A 25,978-nucleotide genomic window follows, 5' to 3' on the forward strand; every position below is an offset into this window, starting at 1 on the left:
AACATATAAATTCACCTAGAATCGATATAGAAGAATTGCCTTTAAACAATGTCTTTGTCCAAAACAAAAAAAACATCTCAACTATTAATTGAAATGTTCTTTATTCTTTATAATTAGATTCGTTTTCTATTTGTAAACTACACCATCTTTCATGACAAAACTAACCTTTTCCATAGTCTCAATATTCTTTAAAGGATTTTGATCCACCGCAATAATATCTGCATAAAACCCTTTTTTTATTTGACCAATCTCGTTTTCCATTTTTAAAATCTTTGCATTCGTAATTGTTGCCGATTGTATGGTTTCTATAGCTGGCATTCCTGCTTCCACCATATAGCCAAATTCTTTACCGTTATTACCATGTTTAAAGACCCCTGCATCCGTTCCAAATGCTATACCAACTCCTTTTTTATATGCCTTTGCAAAAGTTCCTTGAATTTGAGGTCCAACAGCCAAGGCTTTCGGAACCACAATTGCTGGATAAAACCCTCTAATTTTTGCTTTCTCTTCAACCTCTTTTCCTGCAGTAATTGTAGGAACTAAATAAGCATCATGCTTTTTCATCAACTCCATTGTTTCTTCACTCATATAAGTTCCATGTTCGATAGTTTTAACACCACCTAAAACAGCTCTTTGCATCCCTTCATCGCCATGAGCGTGCGCCGCAACATGCATCCCATAATCTTTGGCCATATCACAAATAGCTTTAATCTCTTCTATAGTAAACTGTGGATTATCACCACTTTTAGCGACGCTTAATACACCTCCTGTTGCAGTAATTTTAATACAATCGGCTCCATTTTTATAGCGTTGTCGAACAGCTTTTTTTGCATCCTCAACACTATTAACGACACCTTCTTTTGGGCCAGGGTCACCAACCAGTACACGACTACTACCATTTGTAGGGTCAGCATGACCTCCTGTGGTTGCCAAAGCTTTTCCTGCTGTGATAACTCTTGGTCCTGGAATTTTACCAGCATTAATAGCTTTACGAATTGAAATATTTACTCCCGTTCCTCCTAAGTCTCTGACCGTCGTAAACCCCTTCTCTAAAGTAGTTTTTGCAAACCCTACTGAATTAAAGGCTACATCCGCTTCGTTTAAAATATAGCGTTTTAAGCGTGTTTTAGCATCGAATTGACTTTCGATATGCACATGCATATCAATTAGACCAGGCATAACGTATTTACCCTTTAAATCGATTGTTTTATCGGACTTATTCTTTGGATTTACAAAACCATCTAAAACCTCTTCGATTTTATTCGACTTAACAACAATCGTTTTATCGCTTTCAATGGTTCCTTTTTTGGTGTCTATTAATTTTCCACAATGTATATAGGTAGTTTGCCCTGCTAAGAAAATTGTGTTTAACAAAAAGACAAGTAGTATGAATGCTCTTTTCATTTTTTAAAATGCTTATAGTATTTAATAGTGAAATACCTCATTTTCACAAATATTAGAATTATATGAAATAAGGTTTCTTTGGGTTTAAAGTATTGTATATTGACTTTAAATATAAGACTATTAAAATAAAAACAGCAATTTGATCATCGACTAGAAAATGGATAATCGAGATTCTGTAGTAAACTTCTCAAGAAACTGCATTCCTTTAAATGAATTTCCTTTTTCATTTAGTTTCGGACTCCAAACAGAAATTACGTATTCCCCTGGGTGAACAGCAACAATGCCACCTCCGACCCCACTTTTCCCTGGAAGACCAACTTTAAAAGCGAATTCGCCGGACTCATCATAAAAGCCGCAAGTTTGCATTAGCGCATTGATCCTTTTCGATTGGCTTTTTGTCAATACTTGCTCATTGCTATGTGGGTTTAAACCCTGATTTGCCAGGAATAAAAAAGAATTTGAAAGTTCTTCGCAACTCATTTCTAATGAGCAGATATCAAAATAAAAATCTAGTACTTCTTCTGGATTATTTTCTATATTTCCAAAGGACTTTATAAAATTACATAAAGCAATATTTCGATATCCCACAGCTTTTTCAGAAACAGCAATTTTTGCAGAATAGTTTATTGATTTTACTCCAGAAAGCTTTCGAACAAACTCTAAGAAATCGTGTCGATAATTTGGCAAGCAACTAATTAAAATGTCGGTAATAACAATAGCACCTGCATTTATAAAAGGATTTCTTGGAATACCATGATCCGTTTCAAGTTGAATTAAAGAATTATAACTGGTTCCTGAAGGTTCAACACCCAACCTATTCCAAATATCTTCACCTTTTAAACTATACGCTAAACTCAAAGAAAACACTTTCGAAACACTCTGAATTGAAAACTTATATCCACAATCTCCAATTCCATAACGAACTTGATTGTTAGCAGAGAAGTAAATTCCGAAACTTTCCGGGTTAACATTTAATAATTCAGGAATATAGGAAGCTACTTTTCCATTGTCTTGGGCTTCCTTAACTTGATTGTATATATCCTGAATTATTAAATCGAAACTCATTTTTTTATTTTATCATGTACTTTGGTTGGAATGTTTTCATTCCATTCGGTTAAAATATCTGTTGCTACACTAGCACCGCTTCCAGCCGCAATGGCGAACTGACTTCTCCATCCCGCCAACGTACCACAAACAAACAAGCCTTCTTTGATGAGGTGATTGAAATTCCTTAATTGAATTCTATCTTTCATTGCATTAGCTCTTGAATGCCTTTCTATATATTGCTCAAGTCCAGCAATTTCAAAAGGTTTTGCATAGTTTAAGGCAATTACCACAACCTTTGTAAAATATTCGTTTTTATTAGTAATTACTTTATATCCTTTTTCATCATCCAAAACCGCCATCACTTTTTCACCACAAATTTGTGTAACTTCAGGATATAACGTTTCCAACTGCTCTCTACCTTCATTTAAAATATCCTTTCCTAAGGTTCCTTGAGGTAATCCTAATACATTATTGAATAAGGCTTCTTGTAAATGAGAAGACTTCTGATGCATTATTATACTCACTTTTTTCCCTTTTGCATATTCTTTTTTTAAGGCAGAACCCAAAACTAGAGCACACTGCATACCTGCAACACCTCCACCTACAATTAACGTATCAAAAATCATGTATTATGTTAAAAGGATTTTAATATTGGCAGCAAATAATTTAACAGCAATTGCTAATAAAATAACACCGAATACTTTTCTAATAATTTTAATTCCGTTAGCTCCAATTAACTTCTCTATTCTCGATGAGGTTTTTAAAACAACATAGATGAATAACACATTTAAGAAAATAGCCACTAATATATTCTCCCAAGCATATTCTGCTCTTAAAGAAAGTAGCGTGGTTAAACTACCTGGGCCTGCAATTAATGGAAATGCAATAGGAAATACCGTTGCATTTAGTGCTTCCTCCTCATCTTCTTTGTACAATGTTATTCCTAAAATCATTTCTAATGCAATAAAGAATAAAATAAAAGCTCCCGCAACAGCAAAAGAGTTTACATCAATACCAATAAATCCAAGTAATCGTTGCCCTACAAATAAAAAGACAACCATGATTACTCCTGCGATAATTGACGCTTTTTCAGATTGAATATGTCCAACCTTTTTACGAAGATCAATAATAATGGGAACGTTCCCAATAATATCTATTACAGCAAATAATACCATAAATGCCGTAAAAATTTCTTTTATACTAAAATTCATTACCTGTTGTTTTTCGAGCGCAAAATTAGATAAGTATTCTCACAATCCACTATTTTTGCAAAAATTTTACATAAATCTAATATACCACTTTCAAGATAATTTCCGAGAAAAGGAAAATCTATAAGAAAAAGTATTTTAGCTAATTACGTTAAAACTATGTTCCAGTTAGGAAAAACCATTGTATCTGAAGATATTTTAGAAAAGGAGTTTGTATGCAACTTATCTGCATGTAAAGGAGTATGTTGTGTTGCAGGAGATGCTGGTGCACCTCTACTAGAAGATGAAACAAAGATTTTAGAAGAGATTTACCCAAAAGTTAAACCATTTCTTAGGAAAGAAGGTATAGAGGCAATTGAAAAACAGGGAACATGGATTACCAGTGATTTTGATGAACTAGAGACTCCTTTGATTAATGATGCTGAATGTGCCTATGTTACTTTTGACGAAAAAGGAACTGCCTTATGCGGAATAGAAGAAGCTTACAATCAAAATATCATTGACTGGAAAAAACCTATTTCTTGTCATTTATACCCTGTTAGAGTTCAAGATTATAGCGAGTTTTCGGCTATAAACTATCATCAATGGGAAATCTGTGATGATGCTTGCTCTTTAGGAAAAGAGCTTCAAGTTCCTGTTTACAAATTTTTAAAAGAAGCCTTAACCCGAAGGTTTGGCGAAAACTGGTATGAAGAGTTAACAAAAGTTGCTGAGCAAAAGCTTAAATAACATCCCCAGCCAACTTTTTATGTAAACGAATTGCAAATCCATCTGATAACCCAGCAACATAACTACATATAAGCATAACCCTGTCATATAGGCTTTCCTTTTCATGCTGATATTCTTCTGGTAACAAATTCAACACTAACTTATCATAGTTTGAAGCATTATTGTTAAACTTATTATTTAGAGCCGTTACGAAAACATCAAGTATATCTGCAATGATTTTATAACCTGCAACTTCCTTTTCTATAACTTCCTTGCTTCGGTATATCTTTTCAATACTTTTATTGATGATATCGTTTATTTGAGCTTCATACTTACATTTATCCATTAATCCTCTATCAAAATTTCCATTCAGTATAGCTTCCTCATTTTCTAGAAATATACTAACCGCTTCATCTATTAAAGACCCAATAGCCAACGCTCTTAAATATCCTGTTCTATCTTTTTTATGTTCTAAAGCATAGTACTTTTCTCTGTTGATATGCTTTGTTAACTTAGACATATACTCCAGAGCATATTCCTCTTCAATAAGCCCCAGATTAATCCCATCTTCAAAATCGATAATTGTATAGCAAATATCATCTGCAGCCTCAACTAAATAAGCTAAAGGGTGTCGATAATATGAAATTCCATCACCATCCTTTTTCTTTAAACCTAAATCTTCAACAATATCTAAAAATGCCTCTTTCTCTGACTGGAAGAAACCGTATTTCTTATCTACTATATGTTTTGTTGGTTTCTTAGGTAAACTTTCCTTTGGGTACTTTATAAAAGCCCCTAATGTAGCGTAAGACAATCTTAACCCTCCTTCAATTCCTTTTCTATTTTCGGTTAAAATTCTAAGTCCATTTGCATTTCCTTCGAAATCAATTAAATCCTGATACTCTAAATCTGTCAACTGATCTTTAAACTCTCTCCCTTTTCCGGTTTTAAAATACTCTCCAATCGCTTTTTCTCCAGAATGACCAAATGGAGGATTTCCAATGTCATGCATCACAGAAGCTGCTGCAACAATAGCTCCAAAATCATTAAAAGTATATCCTAACTCTACTAGTTTTGGGTGTCTCTTCAATAACTCTTTCCCAACTCTTCTTCCAAGAGTTCTTCCAACTACCGAAACCTCTAAACTATGTGTTAATCGAGTATGAACAAAATCCGTTTTAGATAATGGGATTACTTGTGTTTTATCTTGTAAACTTCTAAAAGCAGATGAAAATATGATTCTATCAAAATCAACTTCAAAACCTAATCTCGTTTCATCTTGTTTAGCTCTCAATCTTTTTTGAGTATCTCCGTATCTTTTTAATGATAATAATTGTTCCCAGTTCATTTTAACAGTTTAGATTCAACAAAAATATTTATTCTTTTTGTTTTATCGTTATCTTTTTATTCACGTTTATCTATCTGAATTATAGAAATTATTCATGTATGTGTAAATTAAATGGTTGACTTCTCTTAAAATTGGTTAATTTTGCATATTATTCCTTGTTTTACAAAAAAATTGTGTATATTTTTATTTAAAATTAGAAAGGTATGGGGACAACCAGTTCTGTTGCAAATGAGTTTCTAAAATTATCTGAACACTCTAAATCTGATCTTACTAACATGAAGTTAGTTAAAATGATGTACATTGCTCAAGGGCTTTGTTTATCTATCTTGGAGCGCCCTCTATTTGATGATGATAATATTGAGGCTTGGAAATACGGACCAGTTATTCCAAGTATTTATCATGAGTTCAAACATTTTAAGTCTGATCCTATTACTGCGAAATCAGTAGCTACTGACAGTAGTGATTGGGAGAGCTTTTCAGAACCTTCTCTTATAGATGAAGAAGATAAAAAAATAGTAAAATTGGCTTGGAATTTATACAAAGATACTCCTGCCAGAGAGCTAGCTATGTCTACTCACAGGTCAGGAACTCCTTGGAGTTTTACTTACAGTCCTTATGAAAATAATATCATTCCGAATAGTCTTATAAAAAAGTACTACGATAAATTTGTTAATAATTTAGAGAATTATTTAAAAAGTGCCTAAATCAAGATTAGATAATTTATTAGGTGAATTAGAAGAAGATAAAGTCAACACTAACGAAATTGACAAGAGTTCCTCGCTAACTTACCAAGAAATTCTTGATAGAAATCAAGATAGAGAAGAAAGAAAAAAATACGCTTTTAGAACCTTTATTTTTTTATGTGGATTTACAGGTCTTGTGTTGTCAATAATAATTGCAGCAGGCTTTTCCAAGTTAATTGGCTTTGAACTCCACGATTCGGTACTAATAGCTCTCATTACCTCATCTTTAGCAACCATTGTAGGTATTTTTATTTTAGTTATGAGGTATTTGTTTAAATAATAAAAAGAGGCGCTTAAAACGCCTCTTTTCTATTTAATTTAAACTTTATGTAATTATGATCCGCACATTAGACAATCATCCGGTCCAGCATTCTTAGAAGCGTCTACCATTGCCTTAAACTCTTCAGGGCTCATTGGCTTATCCTCTTCTTTCTTTTCTACATTTAATGTGAACTGCTTCGCATTAACTGCAGATTTTGTACGTAAGTAGTACATTCCTGTTTTTAATCCAGACTTCCAAGCATAGAAATGCATCGAAGTTAATTTTCCAAAATCAGGATCTTTCATAAACAGGTTCAACGATTGAGATTGATCAATGAAGTATCCTCTATGTCTAGCCATATCAATGATATCCTTCATACTCATTTCCCAAACAGTCTTATATAATTCTTTTAAATCTTGAGGAATTGATTCAATATGTTGAATTGAACCATTAGCTCTCATGATTTCTTCTTTCATGTTATTATCCCATAACCCAAGCTCTACTAAATCTTCTAATAAGTGCTTATTTACTACAATAAACTCTCCAGATAATACTCTACGAGTGTAAATATTAGATGTATAAGGTTCAAATGCTTCGTTATTTCCTAAAATTTGAGACGTAGAAGCTGTTGGCATTGGTGCTACTAATAAAGAGTTACGAACTCCATGTTCTAACACTTCTTCTCTTAATGCTTTCCAATCCCATCTTCCGCTTAACTCATCATCTTTTACTCCCCACATATTATGTTGGAACTCTCCTTCAGACATCGGAGATCCTTTAAATGTAGAATACGCTCCTTTTGCTTTTGCAACCTCCATTGACGATGTTACCGCTGCAAAGTATAATGTTTCAAAAATTTCCTGGTTTAACTTTTTAGCCTCATCTCCTGTAAATGGCAAACGTAACATAATAAATGCATCAGCTAAACCTTGAATACCTAATCCTACTGGACGATGACGGAAATTTGAATTTTCAGCCTCTTTTACTGGGTAGTAATTACGGTCAATTACCGTATCTAAATTACGTACTACTTTTTTCGTTACCTCAAATAATTTTTGGTGATCGAAAAACTTATTTCCATTTTCATCTTGAGCAACAAACATTGGAATTGCAATCGAAGCCAAGTTACACACAGCCACCTCATCTTCAGCAGTATACTCCATAATCTCAGTACATAAGTTCGACGAACGAATTGTACCTAAATTCTTTTGGTTCGATTTGCGGTTTGCTGCATCCTTGTACAACATATATGGTGTACCCGTTTCAATTTGAGATTCTAAAATTTTCTCCCATAATTCACGAGCCTTTATTGTTTTTCTACCTTTACCAGCTGCTTCATAACTTGTGTATAAACGCTCAAACTCTTCTCCATAAGTATCGTATAAATGAGGACACTCATGAGGACACATCAAAGTCCAATCAGCATCTTCTTGAACACGCTTCATGAATAAATCGGAAATCCACATTGCATAGAATAAATCACGTGCACGCATTTCTTCTTTACCATGGTTTTTCTTTAAGTCTAAGAAATCAAAAATATCAGCATGCCAAGGCTCTAAATACATTGCAAATGATCCCTTTCTTTTTCCTCCTCCTTGATCTACATATCTTGCAGTATCATTAAACACACGTAGCATTGGTACTATACCATTTGAAGTACCATTTGTTCCACTAATATAAGAACCCGTTGCACGGATATTATGAATAGATAAACCTATACCTCCTGCAGATTGTGAAATCTTAGCTGTCTGCTTTAACGTATCATAAATCCCATCAATACTATCATCTTGCATTTGTAATAAGAAACAAGAAGACATTTGTGGTTTTGGAGTTCCTGAGTTAAATAACGTAGGTGTTGCATGAGTAAAGTACTTCTTACTCATTAATTCGTATGTAGCAATTGCTTCGTCAATATCTTCTTTATGGATACCAATAGAAACACGCATTAACATTTGCTGAGGTCTTTCAACTATTTGCCCATTTAACTTTAATAGGTAAGAACGCTCTAATGTTTTAAAACCAAAGTAATCATAATTAAAATCTCTACTGTAAATAATTGTAGAATCTAATTTAGCCGCATTTTTCATGATGATTTCATAAACATCATCAGATAACAATGGTGCTTTCATTCCTGTACGAGGATTTACATAATTGTATAAATCCGTCATGGTTTCAGAAAATGATTTTTTAGTGTTTTTATGTAAGTTAGATACAGCAATTCTTGCAGCCAATTTAGCATAATCAGGATGAGCAGTAGTCATCGTTGCTGCAATTTCTGCAGCCAAATTATCTAATTCAGAAGTGGTTACTCCATCATACAATCCTTCAATTACTCGCATTGCTACTTTCACAGGATCAACGATGGTATTTAAACCATAGCACATTTTACGTACTCTCTCTGTAATTTTATCAAACATTACTGGCTCTTTTCTGCCGTCTCTTTTTGCTACATACATACTTTAATGGGTGTTTAACGTTGGTTATTAGAGTCGCCAAAGCCTTAGCATAGGCAACCTTGCAAATGATATAAATATGGTTTCTATATTTTTGAAACTAATAATAAAACTAAGTCACATTAATTTTATTACATTACCGCACTCAGGGGATAGCAGTATAAGATCTTTTTTTAAAAATCGGCATCAAAACTGATGCTTCCAGTCCCCCCAGATTTAACTCCGGCCTTTTGATATTCTGACACTCTTTTTTCGAAGAAATTAGTTTTTCCTTCTAAAGAGATCATTTCCATAAAGTCGAATGGATTTGTAGATTCGTATACTTTTTCACAACCAAATTCCAATAATAATCTATCAGTAACATACTCTAAATACTGTGTCATTAATTTAGCATTCATTCCAATTAAACTAACTGGTAATGATTCCGTAATAAATTCACGTTCAATATCAAGAGCAGAAACAATAATATCTTTTATTCTTTCTTTTGGAACTTTATTAATTAAGTGATTATTATGTAGGTGTACTGCAAAATCACAGTGCATACCTTCATCACGAGAAATTAATTCATTAGAAAAAGTAAGTCCTGGTAGTAATCCTCTTTTCTTTAACCAAAAAATAGAACAGAATGATCCTGAAAAGAAGATTCCTTCAACAGCTGCAAAGGCAATTAATCTTTCAGCAAAAGAGTCAGATTCGATCCATTTAAGTGCCCAATCTGCTTTCTTTTTAATAGCTGGGAAAATTTCGATTGCTTTGAAAAGTTTATTTTTTTCCTCTTCGTCTTTAATATAAGTATCAATTAATAAAGAATATGTTTCAGAGTGAATATTCTCCATCATAATTTGAAACCCATAAAAGAATTTCGCTTCAGAGTACTGAACTTCGTTTACAAAGTTTTCCGCTAAATTTTCATTTACAATTCCGTCAGAAGCTGCAAAAAATGCTAAAACATGTTTAATAAAATAACGCTCATCATCATTTAACTTTGTATTCCAATCATTTAAATCTGAATGTAAATCAATTTCTTCAGCAGTCCAAAAACAAGCCTGTTGTTTTTTGTACCAATCCCATAAATCATTATGTTGTATTGGAAAAATTACAAATCTGTCTTTGTTCTCTTGTAAAATTGGTTCGATGGCCGCCATTTTCTAAACTAATATTTTATCTGTTACTTTTTGTTGGTTTTAAGGGATGAACAAAGATTGAAATTTTTGGTAAAAATTGAAAGTTATACTTATTCACAAATCCCTTGAAGTTTTTAACAAATTGCTTCTTTTCATGATTCAAGGTGTTTTTTTAATATTTTGCAAAAACTTGTTTTTCAACAAGTTAAAACCCTTGTTTTTGCTTCCGTAGTGATTATCACTGAGTTTCTTAAAACAGCTTTTTTCAAAAAAAAAGTGATGCAAAATGCATCACTTTTATAAGTTACTTTTCTACTTTTAAAACATCTTTAATAATTTGTTCAATTTGTTTCTTAGGTAAAGCTCCATGTGCCATTTGCGGTTCTTCATTTTGTGGACAAAATAACATTGAAGGTATACTTCGGATTCCAAATGCGGCAGCCAATTCCTGCTGGGCCTCTGTGTCCACTTTATAAATTAATACTTTTCCTTCATATTCTTTACTCAGATCTTCTAATATAGGAGCTAACATTTTACATGGTCCACACCAATCAGCATAAAAATCAATAATTGCAGGCAATTCACCTTCGAACTCCCATTCTTTATTCTTTTCATAGTTGAACACCTTTTCCAAAAAGGTTTCTTTTGTTAAATTCTCTGTCATTTTATTACGTGTTGTTTTCTTAATAAGGTTTTGCATTGTTTGTCGCTCTTTCTTTCCATAAATTACAACCTTCGATCTCTAAGTTGTATTTGGTAAAGTTTTCGAAGTTATGAATAATTTATATTATACGTAATCTCTAAAAATCATTGATCAATAAAAGCTATTAATTCCCTATTTTTAACCTATTATTTTAGCTACAATCAATGAGCAATCTCACAGAAGTTTCAACTTTTTTTAAAACATCCTACCCTCTAAATGAGCATGGGCTAGAAGAGCTCTTTTCTTTATTTAAAACAGAAACCTTTAAGAAAGGAGATACACTGTTAAAATCAGGATCCAAAGAAAAGAAACTAAGATTCCTCAATAATGGTATTATTAGAGAGTTTTACAGTAATGAAGAAAAAGAAACAAATATTAATTTTTATATAAAACCGCAATTTATTTCCGATTTACTAGCATTTAACAATAACAGCATAACAAATAAAAATCAAGAATGTTTATCTTCAGTAGAAATACTGAGTATTGAACGTAATTCTTATTTTGAAATATTAGAAAAATATGAATGTGGTAAATCGTTTGTTACCGCATCCTTCCAGAAATTGTTGCAGGCAAAAGAAATGATGGAATTTAATCGAATAACTAAATCTCCTGAGAACTTATACAAAAGTTTATATGAAAACAAACCGCTGTGGTTACAACATATTCCACAATACCATATTGCTTCCTATTTAAATATAACTCCTGAAACACTTAGCAGAATTAGAAAACGCATTTCTTGATTTGAATCAATGTATAGGGTTTCTTTATGATTGAACTTTGCATTGAATTAAAAATCAAGTTATGTTAAAAATTCATCATCTAAGAAACGCGACCATGATTATTGAAACTAATGATCATGCTATCCTTATTGATCCAATGTTAGGTTCTAAAGGAAGTTTACCTCCCTTTGCTGTTTTCCGTCATAAAGCCAAAAAGAACCCTACGGTGTCCTTACCTGAAAACAGTTCTGAATTGCTTAAAAAAGTAAGTCATTGTTTGATAACGCATCTACATCCCGATCATATCGATAATGAAGGTGTAAAATTTCTTAAATCACGTAATATTCCAGTTACTTGCAGTTTTAAAGATGAAAAAAGCTTGAGAAAAAGAGGTTTAAATATTGTACAAAGCTTGACATACTGGAATAAAGAACCTTTCTTAGATGGAACTATTGAAGGAATTCCGGCAAAGCATGGTTATGGATTCGTTTCAAAACCCATGGGAAATGTTATGGGATTTTACCTAACGTTAAACAATGAGAAAACTATATATCTAGCTTCTGACACCATCTATACAAATGACATTGATAAAGTATTAAAGGAATACAAACCGGATATTAATGTTTTACCATGTGGAGAGGCACGCTTTGATTTATTCAAGCATTTAATTATGACAAAGAAGGATATACTTAAATTTATAAAGAATGCCTCTGGAGTAACAATCGCCAATCATTTAGAATCCATCAATCATTGTCCGCTAACACGATCTCAATTGATAGAGGTATTAAAAGAATCCAACATACTGAACAAAGCAATTATTCCTGAAGATGGCGACACTATTTCTTTTTAAGAAACAATAGGTTTAATATTTCATTCCGTTGGATTTTAAGTACTTTTAGTTTTTAAAATGTAACATTTAAATGCAATGATCGAAATAACCAAAAATGAGTTCAGATATACTGCTCCCCCCAAAGCGAAAATAGGTCGCGCTCTTCATTGCGATTCTTTCAACATAAACCTCAATTCAATTAATTTGATTGCCATTAGTCCAAGACTCGCTATTGACGATGAGATTTTATTTGTATTGATGATTACAGATACTCTAAAAACACACCCCATATATCTTGGAGATTTAGAAAACAGTGATGTAGAACTTCTTGAAAATCACTTTCAATTACCAGCTATAATGCACTTATGGGGCAAATTTGAATATGAAGACCATTATGAAAGCATTGACAAAATAATTTATCCTAAAAATTATTATTGGAAAAACCTATTTAAAAATGATTGGAAATTAAAAATCAGAAAGTTATATGCAGGTTTTCATCCAAAATCTTTTCTAGGTAACCTTAACAAAGAACTTTTTTAAAAACGAACTAACAGCAAAAAACCATCGAGTTTTCTTTATTTTTTTCACTTTTTTATGTTATTTTATGTTAAAATCATCATAAAATGTAACATCTCTGGTTTTTTTTCATCTAACTTTGGAAGAATTTTCCAACTATTTCTACACAATGAAAAAAATAATATTCCCTGTTCTTGCAGCCAGTTTTATACTTGTATCTTGCGAGAAAACAGCCAACAAAACGACTAAAAGAGATATAGCAGTGACATATCCGCAAACAGAAAAAAAACCAGTTGTCGATGAATATTTTGGCACAAAAGTTACCGACAACTATCGCTGGTTAGAAGACGATAGAAGCCCTGAAACTGAAAATTGGGTAAAAGCAGAAAACGAAGTTACTTTCGATTATTTAAGTAAAATTCCATATCGTTCTCAATTAAAAGATCGTTTATCGGAGTTATGGAACTTCGAAAAAGTAGGAACTCCATTCAAAGAAGGAAAACACACTTATTATTTCAAAAATAATGGTTTACAAAATCAGTACGTATTATACAGAACTGATGAAAACGGAAAAGATGAGGTATTCTTAGATCCAAATACCTTCGCAGAAGATGGAACTACGTCATTAGGTAACTTAAGCTTTACAAAAGATGGAAAAACCCTTGCCTACTCTATTTCAGAAGGAGGAAGTGATTGGCAAAAAGTTATTATCATGGATTCCGAAACTAAAGAAATTAAAGGAGATACTTTAGTTGATGTTAAGTTTAGCGGTATTTCATGGAAAGGAAACGAAGGATTTTATTACTCAAGTTACGATAAACCAGAAGGTAGTGTATTATCAGCAAAAACTGATCAACATAAATTATATTTCCATAAGTTAGGAACTCCTCAAAGTTCTGATCAAGTTGTTTTTGGAGCTACTCCAGAAGAAAAGCACCGTTATGTTGGTGGGTCATTAACTGAAGATGACAGATATTTATTAGTTTCTGCTTCAACTTCGACTTCAGGAAATAAATTATTTATTAAAGATTTATCGAATCCAAATAGTAAATTAACTCCTATCATTGATAATTTTGATAGTGACACCTATGTTATCGAAAACAAAGGGAGCAAGTTATATTTAGTAACAAACCTAAACGCTCCTAATAAGAAAATAGTTACTGTTGACGCAAGTAACCCAACTCCAGAAAACTGGAAAGATTTTATTCCTGAAACTGAAAATGTATTATCTCCTTCAACAGGTGGTGATTACTTCTTCACTAAATATATGGTTGACGCCGTTTCTAAAGTATTACAATATGACTACGATGGGAAATTAGTTCGTGAAATCAAATTACCAGGAGTAGGTACTGCTGGAGGTTTTGGAGGAAAGAAAGAAGAAAAAGAGCTATATTTTTCTTTTACAAACTATAATACTCCAGGGTCATCTTATAAGTATAATGTAGAAGATGGAAGCTATAAATTATACTGGAAACCTTCTATATCTTTTAACTCTGACGATTACGAAAGCAAACAGGTTTTCTTTACATCAAAAGATGGAACAAAGGTTCCTATGATCATTACTCATAAAAAAGGACTTGAATTAAACGGTAAAAATCCGACAATTTTATATGGCTATGGAGGGTTTAACGTAAGCTTAACTCCTAGCTTTAGTATAGGAAATGCCGTTTGGATGGAACAAGGCGGTGTTTACGCAGTACCTAACTTGAGAGGTGGTGGTGAATACGGTAAGAAGTGGCACAATGCTGGTGTTCAAATGAAAAAGCAAAATGTATTTGATGACTTCATTGCAGCGGGAGAATATTTAATTGAAAACAAATATACCTCATCAGATTTCTTAGCAATTAGAGGAGGTTCAAACGGAGGTTTATTAGTTGGAGCTACTATGACACAGCGTCCTGACTTAATGAGAGTAGCTTTACCAGCTGTTGGTGTATTAGATATGTTACGTTACCATACCTTTACTGCTGGAGCAGGATGGGCTTATGACTACGGAACTTCTGAGCAAAGTAAAGAAATGTTTGAATACTTGAAAGGATATTCGCCAGTTCATAATGTAAAACCAGGAACTGAATACCCTGCAACAATGGTTACTACAGGAGATCATGACGATAGAGTAGTACCAGCTCATAGTTTCAAGTTTGCTGCTGAATTACAAGACAAGCAAAAAGGAAATAACCCTGTACTTATTAGAATTGAGACCAATGCAGGTCACGGTGCTGGAACTCCAGTTGCTAAAACAATTGAACAGTACGCTGATATTTTCGGATTTACCCTGTACAATATGGGGTTTGATAGCTTGCCTAACCCACCAAAATCAAAAATCAAATCGTAATAAATATATAAGCAAAATGAGGACTTTTAAAAAACTAATGTTTACAACAGCAATCGCATCCTTAGGTGTGATTGCTTGTAAAACAGAACAAAAACCTGAGGAGAAAGTTCAGGGAATTGTTTTGGAAAACATGGACACTTCGGTACAACCTACTGATGATTTTTTCCGATATGTAAACGGGAAATGGGTTGACAAAACAGAAATTCCTGCTGACCGATCTTCTTGGGGAGGTTTTGGAGAGCTACGTAAAAAAACAGACGCTGATGTTTTGGCTATTTTAAGCGAAGCCATCGAGCAAGGAAACTTTCCAAAAATTAAAGATGCCAACGGTAATGAAATTGATTCTGATCAGCAAAAGGCAGTAAACTACTATGAGACCATCATGGATACTCTTGCCAGAAACAAAGCTGGTAAAGATCCTGTATTACCATTCTTGAAAAAAGTTGACGAAATTAAAAGCTTCAACGAAGTTCAAGAATTTATAACAAATATGGCTCCTTATGGAGGCGTTGGTTTTTATGGTTTCGGAGTTTTTAACGACCTTAAAAACAGTAATGTTAATGCCGGGTATATGGGGGCTGATGGTTTAGGTTTAAGCCGCGATTATTATGTTGATGAAAAAGTAAAAGATAAGCTTGAAAAGTATCAAATTTTCGTAGCTAAAATGTTACAAGAGTTTGGTGATGATGAAGCTACTGCTCAAAAGAATGCAGCTACAATTGTAGCTTTTGAAAAAAGTCTTGCAGAACCAAGAATGACTAAAGAGGAAAGAAGAGATACGCGTAAAATTTACAATCCAATGACTGTAAAGGAGCTGTCTGAATTATCTCCAGCCATTGATTGGGAAGCACACTTAAAAGGCTTGGGAGTTGAATCAATTGATAAAGTTATTGTAACAGATCCTGGGTATTTCAAAGCAATGAGCGACATTCTTAAAAGTCGTTCTATTGAAGATGTTAAGTTATTATTACGTTGGAACGTTATCAATAGTGCACTTGGATTGTTATCTACAGATTTAGAAAAAGCTAACTGGGAGTTTTATAGTAAAGAAATGAGAGGGGCTAAAGAACAACGTCCAAGAGATGAACGTGCTTTAGGAAGTCTTAACGGTGCTATTGGTGAAGCTCTTGGGAAATTATATGTTGATAAAAAATTCCCACCAGAAGCAAAGAAAAAAGCAAAAGAAATGATTGACAACGTAATGCTAGGATTCGAAAAACGAATTAATGCATTACCTTGGATGAGTGCTGAAACTAAAACAAAGGCTTTAGAAAAGCTAAACAAGCTTACCGTAAAAATTGCCTATCCAGATAAATGGAAAGACTATTCAGAATTACAAATCAAAGGTCTTAAAAACGGTGGAACTTACTTTGAAAACTCAATCAATGTTAGTAAGTGGAACTTCAATAAAAACATTGGAAAACTAGGAAAAGAAGTAGACAGAACTGAATGGGGAATGTCTCCTCAAACGGTAAACGCTTACTTTAATCCAGTAAACAATGAAATTGTATTCCCAGCGGCTATTTTACAACCTCCTTTTTACAATTACAAGGCTGATGAAGCTGTAAATTATGGAGGTATCGGAGCTGTAATAGGTCATGAAATTTCTCATAGTTTTGATGATTCTGGAGCTCGTTTCGATGGTGATGGAAATCTAAAAAACTGGTGGACTGAAGAAGATTCAGAAAAATTCGGAAAAGCAGGTGAGAAGTTAATCGCTCAGTTCGATAATATTGTTGCTATAGATAGCATGCACTTAAATGGTAAATTTACTTTAGGTGAAAATATTGGAGATTTAGGTGGTATTCAAGCCGCATATGAAGGTCTTCAAATTTTCTTAGCGAAAAATGGTCGTCCAGAAAACATTGACGGTTTTACTCCTGAACAAAGGTTTTTCCTTTCTTGGGGAACTATTTGGAGAACTAAAATGCGTGATGAGGCTCTTAGAAACCTAATTATGACTGATACTCACTCTCCAGGAATGTATCGTGCATACATGCCTCTTAAAAATGTTGATGCTTTTTACGAAGCGTTTGATGTTAAAGAAGGTGATAATATGTATTTAAAACCTGAAGAAAGAGTTAGAATTTGGTAATTTATTTCAATTCATATAAACAAAAAGCCGACTTTAGGTCGGCTTTTTGTTTTATTAATCAGCTAATTCAGCACAATAAAAACCTTTACTATGAACCCTGTTCACAATATCAGATTCTTCAATAAAGTCGGTAGTTTCAACACGTAAAACATTATCTATATCTTCAAGGTCAATTGATACATCGATAATCTCATTATCTCTACCCAAAACATCATTCATTGACTCTACCTTTTGCTTCGTGTTAATATCTGTTTTAAAAATAAATAATTTCATATCTATATTTTTACTGCGTATGCAGGTTACTTTTAAATGTTTTTACTTCCAATAATTGAGTTTTAAAGCTATTCTATCCATCTTTATCACTTTCCCCACCATCCATCTCTTTTTCTTGATTTTTACGTTCTATGTAACTTCTATAGGCTTTATCTCCCTCTTCTTCCCAAAAGTCATCATAATGTTCCCACTCCGAAAAATCTCCTCTACAGTTCTTTTCGTAATATGACTTAAACTTATGCTTTCTTCTTTTCTTTGATGAATGTTTTGATTTTTTCCCTCCGCTGCAGTCACCTCCACCAAAACCGAAAATAATTTTAGCCAGTACAAATAACCCTACTCCTTGCCAATATGTTACGGTTGGTAAACCAAAAATTTCAGGCATCAAAGTGTTCCATAACCACATGATGAGATAACCAAATAAAATGGCCAATCCAACAACAGCAATTGCTATAAAAACAACTTTTCCAATCAACATTCCTGGAGATTGTTTTTCCATTTTTTCTTTAAATAAATTCATTCTGTTCTATTTTTTCTTTCTTAATTTTCTTTAATAATAACCCTAAGGCTCTGTGTCTTCTAGACATTAAGGTTCCCATTGGAATATTGAGTTCTTCAGCTAGCTCTTTATAAGAATACTCTTCAAAATCAACAGCAACAATAATATCTCGATACATAGGTTTTAAACTCTCTATAGCCATTTTAAGTTCTTCTTTTACCTCTTCAGAATACTCATTATCAGGTTTTCCATAAATTAACTCGGTAAGTTCAGTCAACTTTGCCTCGTTAAGGTCTTCATCATATTTCGATGATTTATTTTTTCGAAACCCATCAATAATTCTATTCTTTAAAGATCGATACACAAAACCAGCAACATTGTTTATAGAACTATATCCACTTGCCGAAGCAAATAGTTTTAGTGCTACATCTTGAACGATATCCTCAGGGTCTTGATGAATACTTTGTTTTATTTTAGATCCAACATACGACTTGAGAACATGATATTCTTTATCAAAAAAAGCTTTAAGTTTTTTTACATTTTCTGATTCGTGGTTCATTTAGAAGCTTTTTAAATCGCTTTTCATTATTAATGACGAGTTATTTTAATTCTATTGCATTTTTTTTGAAATTATTTTAATAAGATAAAAACATCACATAAATCTCAACGAGCTTTTCAAAGGAAATAATTTATTTTTTGAATGCTAAACTAAATCTACGAAAGACTTTTTATAGTTAACGATTCCTTATTTTTGCTGAATGCTTCAAGTAAACAATATTTCGTTTCAGTATCCTAAACAAGAACAGACTCTTGAGAATATAAGTTTCACATTAAATAAAGGTGAACATTTATGTATAATGGGAGAGAGTGGATGCGGAAAATCTACACTTCTTAAAATAATCTATGGTTTATTAGATGTAAATAACGGAACGCTGTTTTGGAATGATGAACAAATTCTTGGACCAGCATATTATCTTGTACCAGGAATGGATTTTTTTAAATATGTGGCTCAAGATTTTGACTTAATGCCTTATACAAGTGTAAGTGAGAATATAGCCAAATTTTTATCAAGATTTTACCCTGAAGAAGCTAAAAAGCGAACGGAAGAGTTATTGGAAGTTATTGAAATGACAGAATTCGCCGATGTTAAAGTAAAGAACTTAAGTGGAGGTCAACAACAACGGGTGGCAATTGCTAGAGCTTTAGCCAAAGAACCCGAGCTTCTATTACTCGATGAGCCTTTTAGTCAAATTGATAATTTTAAAAAAAACTCATTAAGAAGAAAACTATTTCGATATTTAAAAGAGCAAAATATTGCTTGTATTGTAGCCACTCATGATGGAAACGATTCCTTATCCTTTGCTGATAAAATGATGGTTATTAGGAATCATACTGTTATTGCAGACAATACTCCTAGTAATCTTTACAGAAACCCAAAAGAAAAATATGTTGCTGCTTTGTTTGATGACGTCAATGAAATCAATATAAATGGAAAGGAACAGTTATTGTATCCTCATCAACTGCAAATTTCCAAAGAGGGCTCTTTAAGTGTATCCGTAGTAAAAGCCTATTTTAAAGGCTCACACTGGTTAATTGAATCTCTGTATAAGAATCAATCATTATTTTTTACTAATGCATCCAGCATTGAAGAAAAAAAAACAGTTTTGCTAAAAGTGCAAAACTGCTTATGATTAAAACAACTGATTCGATTGACATTCATCATAAGTATAACAATCTTATTTTCAGTTACCCTACCATACTCAATCATAACCATCTTGAAATATTGAGTTCTATAATCAGAAACTCACTCCGTCATTTTAGTAGTTTTAGAGCTTAAAGCCTATTCTTAAATGCAGATTTAAAGCAAGACCTCCAAAGCCATTTACTGAGTATTTTTTACTTTTAACAAAACCATTCCTTTTTCTGTATAAAAGCAAAAAGCTTCATTACTAAATACCTCCTAAACAGAATAAAAACCAACTTTTATTCAACAGTACTAGTAATGAAACTAATTTGTTTTCCTAAAGGTCAAAAACTTCTTAGAAGCCAGGTTTCTTCCAGAGTCTAAAAGCTAATCCTACTTGAAAATAATTAAAATCGTAGTTAATAGACTCGTTTCTGTAAGTATATCCTCTACTAGTTAAACTTTGAGAATATCGGGCTGTTACAGCAATTCCTTCGGTAATATTGACTCCAACACCAGCCATAAAGTTAATTCCTGAATTACCCATGAAGGTTCTGTCTAGAATTACATCAAACATAGGTCCCGCTTGTAAAGAAACTTTGTCTGTGATAAAAAACTTTGCAATTACAGGAATAGCAATCGTATTGAAATCTAAACCGTTACTAAAAGACATGGTATATAAGAATTCTGGTTGCACATGGAACCTTTCACTAAGCTCAACATCAGCGAATAAACCGATCATAAAACCATTGTTGTAATACTGACCAGCATCTTCGCTTGGCATTGAAATTTGATAGCCTGTATTGTTATAACCAACGATAATTCCTTTATCATCAATACATTTACACATTCTATCCTGTCCGTTTACATTAGTGATACTAATTAATAGTATAACTAAAAGAAAAATTTGCGTACATCTCATTTTATTGGGGGGAATAAAAATTTAATGCGGCGAATTTATCAGTTCAAAACACTCGTAAAAATTCTGTAGTAAATTTGAAGTACCTCTCTTTTCTCTAAGAAATATCTTCTAAAAGAATGTTTTTACCATTAAAATTAACGGATTCATTGATTTTTTTACCTAATAATAAACTCCCTATTGGAGAAGAAACCGAAACAGCAAAATATACTTTGTTTGAAAATTTAATTTGTCCAGCAGAGATACTCAGAAAATAAGTTCCAAGGTTTGTTTTAATAATGCTGCCTAAACAACTAGTCTCAGATTTCTTTTTAATATCAATTTTTGCCAGTGTTTCTTTCATTACCCTTATTCCTTGCAGTTGCTGCCCTGCTTTTTCCATTTCTAATTGTAACATAGCTCTACCAGTTTCGTGCTTATCTCCAGCCGAACTTTTGGTTTCCGATTGCAACGCTCGTTTATTTGATTCTATAGTATTTTCGATAGTTTGCAATCGCTTATTTACGTACTCAATACATTGATTATACAGCTCTTCTTTTAATTCCTTCAAGTTTTTCCTTTTAATTACACTAATTCTGCCAACTCTTTTCCTACAATACTTCCAATAGCCACTCCCATGCCTCCTAATCTAATACCACAATATACATTATTTGAAACTTGTTTTACAATAGCCTTTTTCTTGCTTCCAACCCCCATAATACCGCTCCAACGATGTTCAATTTCAATATTTTGATTTGGTAAGATGATTTCTCGGAGAATCTCTTCAAGTTTCTTTTGAATCAACTCTGTTTGTTCAAAACTTGTTGTTTCCTCTCCTTTAAAATCCAAATTTCGTCCACCTCCAAATAATATACGACCATCTATATTTCTAAAATAATAATAACCTCTATCCAAGTGAAATGTTCCTTTAATAGCTAAATTTTCAACTGGTTTTGTAATTAAAACTTGTGCGCGAGCAGGCTTTACCTTCTCATTCAGTAATTTTCGACTAAAACCATTGGTAGCTAACAACAACTTTTTAGTTGTAAACCCCACTCTATTAGTTTTTATAGAAACGCCATTCAAATTATCATCAAACTCTAGAACCTCTGTAGCATTTATAATTTGAACACCTGACTTAAGAACCTTATTTAAAAGTTCAACAACCATTTTTCCTGTATCAATTTGCCCTTCGAAAACATTTGTTATATAATTATTATGAATATTTCCAAAGTTGAAAATGTTCTCATCTGTTTTAAAGACAGATTGTTTAAATAACGGTTTTAACAAAGCATTAATTTCATCTTTCTTTTCAAGACATTGATAAAAAAGTTCTGAATTTAAAAACAATTCATAACCACCGTTTTGCTGAAAGTTAATATTCGTATCGCCAAGATTTCTCCTTAAAAGCTCTAAACCATGCCAACGTTTTTTTACTAAATTAAGAACTTCTTCCTTGGTATGAGTATTAAGATCATCAATTAACTCAGAAAGGCTTCCAAAACAAGCAAAACCAGCATTTTTACTACTTGCTCCCTGAGGCAAAACTCCCTTTTCAAGAATGACAATCTTTGCTTTTGGATATTTTTTTTTGAGATACAAAGCACAATTCAATCCTACAATACCACTACCTACAATGGTAAAATCAATATTAGAAAACCATTCCTTTAATTCCCAATAACTATAACTCAACATTTTTTAATCAGTAATAAATTAGTATTTTGGCACACTACTTGACCAAACAACAATAACCCCTCAGTTAAAAATGAGGAAAAACAGATGTGTAATTTAAATTTATTCCTGTGAAAATAATGAAACTCTTCGGTATTTTATTTTTTGCTCTTGGTTTTACCCAGTGTGCAAGTCAAAAGTTTGAAAACAAACCTCCATTTACTATAACCAGTGCTACGTACACAAACATTGTTGGTGGAATGCCTGGCAATAACTCTGTGGATTTACAGTTAACTTTTTCGGCAAGTAAAAAAATTGAATTTGATCAACTGTATTTTATAAACCGTACGACAAAAGCTGTTTTAGAAACGAAAGGAAAAATACAATATATAATGGGAAGATATAATTCATCTCCTAAAAACTCAAAGTATGATTTAGAACTTCATGGAGACTCAAAGAAGGAGTATGGAAATAAACCTCCACAAGAGAGCTTCCCTTTTAAACTTAAAAAAAATGAAGCCGTTTTAAGTTATAAAGATGGTAACAAAACTAAATATGTTAAAATAGAGAATATAAAGGAAGGAAAGAAAATCTTTATGCAATAAGACTTGCTCATAAATAAATTAAAAAAGCAGCTAAATTAATTTAGCTGCTTTTTTAATTTAAATGCAATTCTATATTGATTATAAGCTTATTTATTCAGAGCGACATCAGATCTTCTGTTTTTTGCCCTTCCTGCTTTTGTTTTATTAGTAGCAATAGGCTCTGTTTCTCCTTTTGAAACCGCTTTCAAACGATCTTCTAATATTCCACTTTTTGTAAAATACTCTTTTAAGAAATTAGCTCTTTCCTGCCCTAAATACATATTTCTCTTTGCACTACCAGTATTATCTGTATGTCCTGTAATTAAGCAAAAAGATGCATCAACCTTATCTAAATAAGTAGAAATGTTTACAATTTTTCTACGTTGATTTGGGTTCAGTTTTATTTTTGTTTTTCCAGTTTCGAAATTTAAAACTAATGGGTTTTCCTCAATGTCTTTGATAATACTTGCTAACAATTTTGAATAATCTTTCGATTTCCCAACACTTAACTTTAAAGGTTTCTTAATGTTCTCATCTTCATCTACCTCCAAATCATCTCTCAACTCGCCTTTAACATCAATTAATTTTGTAGGTATTCCTTTTTTAGAAACATAATTCTTAAAAGAAATTGCTCTTGCCAAACCAACATTAGGAAACACCGAGTTATTAGTTTCATCACTGGTGTAGTAAGAAGTAATTGATAATGACTTTTCTTTTTCTGAAACTAAGTATTCCTTTAACTGATCAATTTTTTTGTCTAATTCTTCAGATACTGGTGAATTAAAAGTGATGCTCGACTTTTTAAATTTCACCCCTCCATTTACAGGAATTGTAATGTTTCCATCAGCATCTAAAACACCAAAGCTTATTGAAGGTTTAGGATCTTCTTTAGGTGGTTCTGGTATTTCTACTTTGGCTTCCTCAACAACCTCATCATTACAGCAAAGTTTCCAACCAAAATATGCTCCAAGAAGTATAACGAGTAAAATTCCCAATAGGTAAAGTATTCTTTTCATTTTCAAAAAAATTAAAATTAAATAGTTCTCATCTATTGGAAACAAATGTAAAAAAAAGTCACATCAAAACGATGCGACTTTCAACATAACTTATTCAATTACTGCGTTATAGATCAAATTTTATTCCTTGAGCTAACGGTAAATCTGTTGTATAGTTAATGGTATTTGTTTGACGGCGCATGTACACTTTCCAAGCATCAGACCCCGACTCACGTCCACCTCCAGTTTCTTTTTCTCCTCCAAAAGCACCACCAATTTCGGCTCCAGAAGTACCAATATTTACATTGGCAATTCCACAATCAGAACCAGCATGTGATAGGAAGCGCTCAGCTTCGCGTAAATTATTTGTCATAATTGCTGATGATAACCCTTGTGCTACACCATTTTGAACCGCAATTGCGTTTTCAACATCTCCTGAATATTTCAATAAATATAATACAGGAGCGAAAGTTTCATGTTGAACGATTTCAAATTCATTAGAAGCTTCTGCAATTGCTGGTTTTACATAACATCCACTTTCATAACCTTCACCTTCAAGAACGCCACCTTCAACAATGATATTTCCACCTTCAGCAACTACTTTTTCTAAAGCAGCTTTATACATATTAACTGCATCCGTATCGATTAATGGACCAACATGATTGTTCTGATCTAATGGGTTTCCAATTTTCAATTGCTTGTAAGCATCGGCTACTGCATTTTTAACTTGATCATAAATAGACTCATGGATAATTAAACGACGTGTTGAGGTACAACGTTGACCTGCCGTTCCAACAGCTCCGAAAACAGCTCCAATAACGGTCATTTTTATATCAGCATCAGGAGTTACAATAATCGCATTGTTTCCTCCTAACTCTAGTAACGACTTTCCTAAACGTCCAGCAACTTCTTTAGCAACAATTTTACCCATACGAGTAGAACCTGTTGCAGAAACTAATGGAATACGAGTATCTTTTGAAATAAACTCACCCACTTTGTAATCTCCATTTACTAAACAAGAAATCCCTTCTGGCAAGTTATTTTCTTTTAATACCTCAGCAATTATGTTTTGGCAAGCAACTCCACACAATGGTGTTTTTTCAGATGGTTTCCAAACACAAACATCACCACAAATCCAAGCTAACGCAGTATTCCATGCCCATACAGCTACAGGGAAATTAAATGCAGAAATAATTCCAACAATTCCTAAGGGATGATATTGCTCATACATTCGATGACCAGGACGCTCAGAGTGCATAGTTAAACCATGTAACTGACGAGATAAACCTACAGCAAAATCACAGATGTCAATCATTTCCTGTACTTCACCTAAACCTTCTTGATATGACTTACCCATTTCATAAGAAACAAGCTTTCCTAAGGCCTCTTTTTTCTCTCTCAACTTTTCTCCAAACTGACGAACTATTTCTCCACGTTGAGGAGCAGGCATTACTCTAAATGTATCAAAAGCAGCTGTAGCAGCTTCCATTACCCTCTCGTAATCTTCTTTTGTTGAAGCTTTAACTTTTCCTATTAATTTTCCATCTACTGGTGAGTATGATTCAATAATTTCACCGTTAGAAAAATTTACTGAACCTGTAGATGTTCCTTCATTTATTTCTTGTAAGCCTAATTCTTGAATGGCCTTATCAATACCAAAATCAGTCATTTATTTTAAAGTTTAATTATAAATTGTACTTTTATTGAAACAAAGCTACAAATAAATTAGTTTTATAATAATTAAACAATTAAAAGAATTATGTTTAATTTTGAAACAAATTGTTTGTTTTCACTATAAAAAAGATTATGATAAGAACTAATTTAAACAAAAAGTTCCTTGAACAATAAAGCCCAAGGAACACATGTTCAATTTAGAACCC

26 protein-coding genes are annotated in these 25,978 nt (G+C 32.7%); 10 read left to right on the forward strand and 16 right to left on the reverse strand.

Features of this window, described 5'->3' with window-relative positions; all coding sequences use genetic code 11:
- Window positions 1–126 precede the first annotated feature (126 nt).
- The 4 genes from ACKTTV_RS04925 to ACKTTV_RS04940 form a co-directional block, all read right to left on the reverse strand.
- Window positions 127–1,404 (reverse strand): metal-dependent hydrolase family protein, encoded by a 1,278-nt coding sequence (locus ACKTTV_RS04925; RefSeq protein ID WP_408029699.1) that lies wholly within the window; start codon window positions 1,402–1,404, stop codon window positions 127–129.
- Window positions 1,405–1,554: 150 nt separating this feature from the next.
- Window positions 1,555–2,469 carry a glutaminase gene (locus tag ACKTTV_RS04930; protein WP_408029700.1) on the reverse strand — a complete coding sequence of 305 codons (915 nt, stop codon included), beginning with the start codon at window positions 2,467–2,469 and terminating at the stop codon, window positions 1,555–1,557.
- A complete protein-coding gene (locus ACKTTV_RS04935; RefSeq protein ID WP_408029701.1) occupies window positions 2,466–3,077 on the reverse strand; it encodes an FAD-dependent oxidoreductase in 612 nt (203 codons plus the stop codon). Before ACKTTV_RS04935 ends, ACKTTV_RS04930 begins: the two co-directional genes overlap by 4 nt.
- A 3-nt stretch (window positions 3,078–3,080) precedes the next feature.
- Window positions 3,081–3,662 (reverse strand): MarC family protein, encoded by a 582-nt coding sequence (locus ACKTTV_RS04940; RefSeq protein WP_408029702.1) that lies wholly within the window; start codon window positions 3,660–3,662, stop codon window positions 3,081–3,083.
- Between the two features lie 156 nt (window positions 3,663–3,818).
- Here ACKTTV_RS04940 and ACKTTV_RS04945 point away from each other — a divergent pair, with 156 nt between their 5' ends.
- Window positions 3,819–4,388 carry a DUF3109 family protein gene (locus ACKTTV_RS04945; RefSeq protein ID WP_408029703.1) on the forward strand — a complete coding sequence of 190 codons (570 nt, stop codon included), beginning with the start codon at window positions 3,819–3,821 and terminating at the stop codon, window positions 4,386–4,388.
- On the opposite strand, the gene ACKTTV_RS04950 is transcribed toward ACKTTV_RS04945, so the two are convergent.
- Window positions 4,381–5,715: a deoxyguanosinetriphosphate triphosphohydrolase gene (locus ACKTTV_RS04950; protein WP_408029704.1), complete on the reverse strand. Its 1,335-nt coding sequence runs from the start codon at window positions 5,713–5,715 to the stop codon at window positions 4,381–4,383. The genes ACKTTV_RS04945 and ACKTTV_RS04950 overlap by 8 nt on opposite strands.
- A 203-nt stretch (window positions 5,716–5,918) precedes the next feature.
- Between ACKTTV_RS04950 and ACKTTV_RS04955 the strand changes: the two genes are divergently transcribed.
- A complete protein-coding gene (locus tag ACKTTV_RS04955; RefSeq protein WP_408029705.1) occupies window positions 5,919–6,419 on the forward strand; it encodes a Panacea domain-containing protein in 501 nt (166 codons plus the stop codon).
- Window positions 6,412–6,738: a hypothetical protein gene (locus ACKTTV_RS04960; protein ID WP_408029706.1), complete on the forward strand. Its 327-nt coding sequence runs from the start codon at window positions 6,412–6,414 to the stop codon at window positions 6,736–6,738. The genes ACKTTV_RS04955 and ACKTTV_RS04960 overlap by 8 nt, the downstream gene beginning before the upstream one ends.
- A gap of 53 nt (window positions 6,739–6,791) precedes the next feature.
- On the opposite strand, the gene ACKTTV_RS04965 is transcribed toward ACKTTV_RS04960, so the two are convergent.
- From ACKTTV_RS04965 to trxA, 3 genes are all read right to left on the reverse strand, one after another.
- The gene (locus ACKTTV_RS04965) at window positions 6,792–9,176 is read right to left on the reverse strand and encodes a ribonucleoside-diphosphate reductase subunit alpha (protein ID WP_408029707.1); all 2,385 of its coding nucleotides are present in this window, start codon (window positions 9,174–9,176) and stop codon (window positions 6,792–6,794) included.
- 170 nt (window positions 9,177–9,346) lie between these two features.
- Window positions 9,347–10,318, reverse strand: a complete 972-nt coding sequence (locus tag ACKTTV_RS04970; protein WP_408029708.1) for a ribonucleotide-diphosphate reductase subunit beta — start codon at window positions 10,316–10,318, stop codon at window positions 9,347–9,349.
- Between the two features lie 283 nt (window positions 10,319–10,601).
- Window positions 10,602–10,997, reverse strand: a complete 396-nt coding sequence (gene trxA / locus ACKTTV_RS04975; protein WP_408029709.1) for a thioredoxin — start codon at window positions 10,995–10,997, stop codon at window positions 10,602–10,604.
- A gap of 167 nt (window positions 10,998–11,164) precedes the next feature.
- Here trxA and ACKTTV_RS04980 point away from each other — a divergent pair, with 167 nt between their 5' ends.
- The 5 genes from ACKTTV_RS04980 to ACKTTV_RS05000 all read left to right on the forward strand — a co-directional run bounded on the left by ACKTTV_RS04980 (window position 11,165) and on the right by ACKTTV_RS05000 (window position 17,494).
- On the forward strand, window positions 11,165–11,740 hold the full coding sequence (locus ACKTTV_RS04980; protein ID WP_408029710.1) for a Crp/Fnr family transcriptional regulator: 576 nt from the start codon (window positions 11,165–11,167) through the stop codon (window positions 11,738–11,740).
- 61 nt (window positions 11,741–11,801) lie between these two features.
- A complete protein-coding gene (locus ACKTTV_RS04985) occupies window positions 11,802–12,569 on the forward strand; it encodes an MBL fold metallo-hydrolase (RefSeq protein WP_408029711.1) in 768 nt (255 codons plus the stop codon).
- A 75-nt stretch (window positions 12,570–12,644) separates the two neighbouring features.
- Complete coding sequence (locus ACKTTV_RS04990; RefSeq protein ID WP_408029712.1) at window positions 12,645–13,088, forward strand: hypothetical protein; 444 nt, start codon at window positions 12,645–12,647, stop codon at window positions 13,086–13,088.
- A 145-nt stretch (window positions 13,089–13,233) separates the two neighbouring features.
- A complete protein-coding gene (locus ACKTTV_RS04995; RefSeq protein WP_408029713.1) occupies window positions 13,234–15,399 on the forward strand; it encodes a prolyl oligopeptidase family serine peptidase in 2,166 nt (721 codons plus the stop codon).
- A gap of 37 nt (window positions 15,400–15,436) precedes the next feature.
- On the forward strand, window positions 15,437–17,494 hold the full coding sequence (locus tag ACKTTV_RS05000; RefSeq protein ID WP_408029714.1) for a M13 family metallopeptidase: 2,058 nt from the start codon (window positions 15,437–15,439) through the stop codon (window positions 17,492–17,494).
- A gap of 54 nt (window positions 17,495–17,548) precedes the next feature.
- Here the strand turns inward: ACKTTV_RS05000 and ACKTTV_RS05005 are convergent, their stop codons facing one another.
- The 3 genes from ACKTTV_RS05005 to ACKTTV_RS05015 form a co-directional block, all read right to left on the reverse strand.
- The gene (locus tag ACKTTV_RS05005) at window positions 17,549–17,767 is read right to left on the reverse strand and encodes a hypothetical protein (RefSeq protein WP_408029715.1); all 219 of its coding nucleotides are present in this window, start codon (window positions 17,765–17,767) and stop codon (window positions 17,549–17,551) included.
- A 73-nt stretch (window positions 17,768–17,840) separates the two neighbouring features.
- Entirely contained in the window at window positions 17,841–18,287 is a 447-nt protein-coding gene (locus ACKTTV_RS05010) for a hypothetical protein (protein ID WP_408029716.1), read from the reverse strand.
- Complete coding sequence (locus tag ACKTTV_RS05015; RefSeq protein WP_408029717.1) at window positions 18,274–18,825, reverse strand: RNA polymerase sigma factor; 552 nt, start codon at window positions 18,823–18,825, stop codon at window positions 18,274–18,276. Before ACKTTV_RS05015 ends, ACKTTV_RS05010 begins: the two co-directional genes overlap by 14 nt.
- Before the next feature lie 199 nt (window positions 18,826–19,024).
- Between ACKTTV_RS05015 and ACKTTV_RS05020 the strand changes: the two genes are divergently transcribed.
- A complete protein-coding gene (locus tag ACKTTV_RS05020) occupies window positions 19,025–19,957 on the forward strand; it encodes an ABC transporter ATP-binding protein (protein ID WP_408029718.1) in 933 nt (310 codons plus the stop codon).
- Between the two features lie 348 nt (window positions 19,958–20,305).
- On the opposite strand, the gene ACKTTV_RS05025 is transcribed toward ACKTTV_RS05020, so the two are convergent.
- The 3 genes from ACKTTV_RS05025 to ACKTTV_RS05035 all read right to left on the reverse strand — a co-directional run bounded on the left by ACKTTV_RS05025 (window position 20,306) and on the right by ACKTTV_RS05035 (window position 22,540).
- Window positions 20,306–20,872 (reverse strand): outer membrane beta-barrel protein, encoded by a 567-nt coding sequence (locus tag ACKTTV_RS05025; RefSeq protein ID WP_408029719.1) that lies wholly within the window; start codon window positions 20,870–20,872, stop codon window positions 20,306–20,308.
- A 94-nt stretch (window positions 20,873–20,966) separates the two neighbouring features.
- Window positions 20,967–21,419 (reverse strand): 3-oxoacyl-ACP synthase, encoded by a 453-nt coding sequence (locus ACKTTV_RS05030; protein ID WP_408029720.1) that lies wholly within the window; start codon window positions 21,417–21,419, stop codon window positions 20,967–20,969.
- A gap of 14 nt (window positions 21,420–21,433) precedes the next feature.
- The gene (locus ACKTTV_RS05035; RefSeq protein ID WP_408029765.1) at window positions 21,434–22,540 is read right to left on the reverse strand and encodes an NAD(P)/FAD-dependent oxidoreductase; all 1,107 of its coding nucleotides are present in this window, start codon (window positions 22,538–22,540) and stop codon (window positions 21,434–21,436) included.
- A 110-nt stretch (window positions 22,541–22,650) separates the two neighbouring features.
- Here ACKTTV_RS05035 and ACKTTV_RS05040 point away from each other — a divergent pair, with 110 nt between their 5' ends.
- Window positions 22,651–23,124, forward strand: coding sequence for a hypothetical protein (locus ACKTTV_RS05040; protein WP_408029721.1), 474 nt, complete (start codon window positions 22,651–22,653; stop codon window positions 23,122–23,124).
- 86 nt (window positions 23,125–23,210) lie between these two features.
- Here the strand turns inward: ACKTTV_RS05040 and ACKTTV_RS05045 are convergent, their stop codons facing one another.
- Window positions 23,211–24,119, reverse strand: a complete 909-nt coding sequence (locus ACKTTV_RS05045; RefSeq protein ID WP_408029722.1) for an OmpA family protein — start codon at window positions 24,117–24,119, stop codon at window positions 23,211–23,213.
- 106 nt (window positions 24,120–24,225) lie between these two features.
- Window positions 24,226–25,767, reverse strand: coding sequence for an L-piperidine-6-carboxylate dehydrogenase (gene amaB, locus ACKTTV_RS05050; RefSeq protein WP_408029723.1), 1,542 nt, complete (start codon window positions 25,765–25,767; stop codon window positions 24,226–24,228).
- Window positions 25,768–25,978: the final 211 nt, after the last annotated feature.

Origin of the sequence: Tenacibaculum xiamenense (assembly GCF_964513065.1) — a bacterium.
Taxonomy (GTDB): Bacteria; Bacteroidota; Bacteroidia; order Flavobacteriales; family Flavobacteriaceae; genus Polaribacter; species Polaribacter xiamenense.

Coding starts and splice junctions, on each gene's coding strand:
- ACKTTV_RS04925 (WP_408029699.1), bottom strand. CDS start 1,404: ATGAAAAGAGCATTCATACTACTTGTCTTTTTGTTAAACACAATTTTC.
- ACKTTV_RS04930 (WP_408029700.1), bottom strand. CDS start 2,469: ATGAGTTTCGATTTAATAATTCAGGATATATACAATCAAGTTAAGGAA.
- ACKTTV_RS04935 (WP_408029701.1), bottom strand. CDS start 3,077: ATGATTTTTGATACGTTAATTGTAGGTGGAGGTGTTGCAGGTATGCAG.
- ACKTTV_RS04940 (WP_408029702.1), bottom strand. CDS start 3,662: ATGAATTTTAGTATAAAAGAAATTTTTACGGCATTTATGGTATTATTT.
- ACKTTV_RS04945 (WP_408029703.1), top strand. CDS start 3,819: ATGTTCCAGTTAGGAAAAACCATTGTATCTGAAGATATTTTAGAAAAG.
- ACKTTV_RS04950 (WP_408029704.1), bottom strand. CDS start 5,715: ATGAACTGGGAACAATTATTATCATTAAAAAGATACGGAGATACTCAA.
- ACKTTV_RS04955 (WP_408029705.1), top strand. CDS start 5,919: ATGGGGACAACCAGTTCTGTTGCAAATGAGTTTCTAAAATTATCTGAA.
- ACKTTV_RS04965 (WP_408029707.1), bottom strand. CDS start 9,176: ATGTATGTAGCAAAAAGAGACGGCAGAAAAGAGCCAGTAATGTTTGAT.
- ACKTTV_RS04970 (WP_408029708.1), bottom strand. CDS start 10,318: ATGGCGGCCATCGAACCAATTTTACAAGAGAACAAAGACAGATTTGTA.
- trxA (WP_408029709.1), bottom strand. CDS start 10,997: ATGCAAAACCTTATTAAGAAAACAACACGTAATAAAATGACAGAGAAT.
- ACKTTV_RS04980 (WP_408029710.1), top strand. CDS start 11,165: ATGAGCAATCTCACAGAAGTTTCAACTTTTTTTAAAACATCCTACCCT.
- ACKTTV_RS04985 (WP_408029711.1), top strand. CDS start 11,802: ATGTTAAAAATTCATCATCTAAGAAACGCGACCATGATTATTGAAACT.
- ACKTTV_RS04990 (WP_408029712.1), top strand. CDS start 12,645: ATGATCGAAATAACCAAAAATGAGTTCAGATATACTGCTCCCCCCAAA.
- ACKTTV_RS04995 (WP_408029713.1), top strand. CDS start 13,234: ATGAAAAAAATAATATTCCCTGTTCTTGCAGCCAGTTTTATACTTGTA.
- ACKTTV_RS05000 (WP_408029714.1), top strand. CDS start 15,437: ATGTTTACAACAGCAATCGCATCCTTAGGTGTGATTGCTTGTAAAACA.
- ACKTTV_RS05005 (WP_408029715.1), bottom strand. CDS start 17,767: ATGAAATTATTTATTTTTAAAACAGATATTAACACGAAGCAAAAGGTA.
- ACKTTV_RS05010 (WP_408029716.1), bottom strand. CDS start 18,287: ATGAATTTATTTAAAGAAAAAATGGAAAAACAATCTCCAGGAATGTTG.
- ACKTTV_RS05015 (WP_408029717.1), bottom strand. CDS start 18,825: ATGAACCACGAATCAGAAAATGTAAAAAAACTTAAAGCTTTTTTTGAT.
- ACKTTV_RS05020 (WP_408029718.1), top strand. CDS start 19,025: ATGCTTCAAGTAAACAATATTTCGTTTCAGTATCCTAAACAAGAACAG.
- ACKTTV_RS05025 (WP_408029719.1), bottom strand. CDS start 20,872: ATGAGATGTACGCAAATTTTTCTTTTAGTTATACTATTAATTAGTATC.
- ACKTTV_RS05045 (WP_408029722.1), bottom strand. CDS start 24,119: ATGAAAAGAATACTTTACCTATTGGGAATTTTACTCGTTATACTTCTT.
- amaB (WP_408029723.1), bottom strand. CDS start 25,767: ATGACTGATTTTGGTATTGATAAGGCCATTCAAGAATTAGGCTTACAA.